The sequence below is a fragment of the Rhizobium sp. SJZ105 genome (genome assembly GCF_007828365.1).
GTDB lineage: Bacteria > Pseudomonadota > Alphaproteobacteria > Rhizobiales > Rhizobiaceae > Agrobacterium > Agrobacterium tumefaciens.
Genome location: NZ_VIUP01000037.1, coordinates 1 through 2,152, shown reverse-complemented (window position 1 = coordinate 2,152; position 2,152 = coordinate 1). Strand labels below are relative to the sequence as shown.

Genomic DNA, 2,152 nt, shown 5'->3' with positions numbered 1-2,152 from the left:
GTGTCAATACCGCGTGAATTTTCCCCAGAAGTGCCGAAGTAAAATTCCCCACTTATGCCGACGTGGATGCCAGGGAGAACGGAGGATTTTTCGGCGGCCGTCCGCGCGGCTTTTGAGGTGGAGTGAATGCCGGCGGAGCAATGAGGGCTTTGGAGCGCACATGCTCTGGCATCAGTTCGGCATGCTGGCGTAATCGGTAACTGGATCCCTCGATTTGCACCACGACGGCGTGATGCAGCAGTCTGTCGAGAAGTGCGGTGGCGACAACTGGATCGCCGAAGACGTCACCCCATTCAGCGAAGCCGCGGTTTGATGTCAGGATCATCGCGCCTCGCTCATATCGGGCGTTCACGAGTTGGAAGAACAGATTGCCGCCACCCTGGACGACCGGTAGATATCCGATCTCATCGACGATGAGCAGGCTTGGCCTACAGAAGAAGCGAATGCGCTCCTGAAGCCGACCCTCCCGTTCGGAACGGGCCAGCGAACCGATGAGGTCAGCGAGGTTCGTGAAGTAGACGCTCTTTCCAGCTTTGACGGCTTCGACGCCGAGCGCGGTGGCAAGATGACTCTTGCCGGTTCCAGGTGGACCGAGGAAATGCACAGCCTCGTGTCGATCGACGAAGCCAAGCTGCGCCAGGGTGAATATGCGATCTCGGTCGAGGGAAGGTTGGAAAGTGAAGTCGAAACCGGAAAGGGTTTTGATCGTCGCCAATCTGCCCATTCTTAAGGCGGTCTTGATCCGGCTGTTCTCGCGCAGGGTCAGTTCCTCGGACAGCAGGATATCGATAGCCTCGAGGGCAGATAGCTCACCGTGCTCGAGGCGGCGCACGACATGGTCGAGTGCTTCCAGTGCGCGCGGCATCTTCAGACCTACGAGATCATGGCGAATACGGTCGATCATGGATGGAATGGAATCGAGGGCCGCGCTCATGGGCGGCTCTCCCGTGCCAGGACTTTACCGACGGCGTCATAGAAGGCGAGCGACCGCTGCAGCACGGTGTCGCCGGCAGGCTTGACTACAAGGGATTCGTCTCGTGTCCTTTGCCTGTGTTGCGGCATCAACGATCGTCGATGGTCGGGATGGACTCGGCGCTGTTTGCGGCCCTCCAGCACAAGATGAGCGGCGATCAGTGTGCCGTTCTCGAAGATGCGGACTTCGTCGGCGAGAGAGTGGACCTCAACCACGCGACTGCGTGTGGCATCTGGAACGCTGTAGGTGTTGCCGCCGACGCTGACCATGCCTTCCCGCGATACACGGCGCTCCAGCTTCAGAACGGATTTGAACGGTGCCAGGGGTAGCGGCCGCAGATACGGCCGCTCCTCGGCGAAGGCTTCGTTGACGACACGCTGGGTCGTCGCGTGCTTCCTTGGATTGGCAACGGTGTCGAGCCAGTGCCGGAGCTGGGCGTTCATGTCGTCGAGATTGCGGAACGAACGAGCAAGGAAGAAGTCTTCGCGGATATACCGAAACGGCCGCTCGACCTTGCCTTTTGTCTTGGCTCGGTAGGCTTTGCACGCCTTAGGATGGAATCCATAATGGCGGGCCAGGTCGATGAGAGCACGGTTGTAGATGATGCCCTCCGTCTGACCTTCGCCGATAACGGCAGTCTTCATCCGGTCGTAGAGCACCTCCCGCGGCGCACCACCAATCGCCTCGAAAGCGGCGATGTGGCAACGTAGGACGGTCGGCAGGTTCTGATGCATGACGAAGCGTGCCCAGATGAGGCGGCTGTGCCCCAACACCATCGAGAACAACCAGACGATCCTTGGTGTCGTTGGCTCGTCGGTGAAAACGACATGGAACTGGGCGAAATCAACTTGGGCCTGTTCGCCTGGCGGCGTCTCGAAGCGAACTTCGAAACCTGGATTTGCGGGAGGTCGCACGTCACGAAGAAAGTCCGTGACGGCGGTGTAACCGCCGGCATAACCTCGATCCCGGAGTTCACGGAGTAATCGACTGCCAGTGAGGCCGGGATAGGTCTTCACTCGCTCCCGCAGGTATGACGCGAACGGATCGATAACCGTCGCGCGAGGCTTTCTCGGTCCATAAGCCGGGACCTCGAGGCCCCGCTCTATGTATTTGCGCACCGTCTTGCGATCGATGCCGGTTTCTCTGGAAATAGCTGACACTGTCAGGCCCTGCTGATGC

General features: G+C 59.4%; 2 protein-coding genes. Both read right to left on the bottom strand.

Annotation, left to right across the window (positions count from 1 at the left end):
• Window positions 1-52: 52 nt before the first annotated feature.
• Complete coding sequence (gene istB, locus FB593_RS27365) at window positions 53-934, bottom strand: IS21-like element ISRel3 family helper ATPase IstB (protein ID WP_145167664.1); 882 nt, start codon at window positions 932-934, stop codon at window positions 53-55.
• A partial coding sequence (gene istA, locus FB593_RS27360; RefSeq protein ID WP_145167662.1) for an IS21 family transposase occupies window positions 931-2,152 on the bottom strand: 1,222 nt, incomplete at its 5' end. The genes istB and istA, both read right to left, overlap by 4 nt.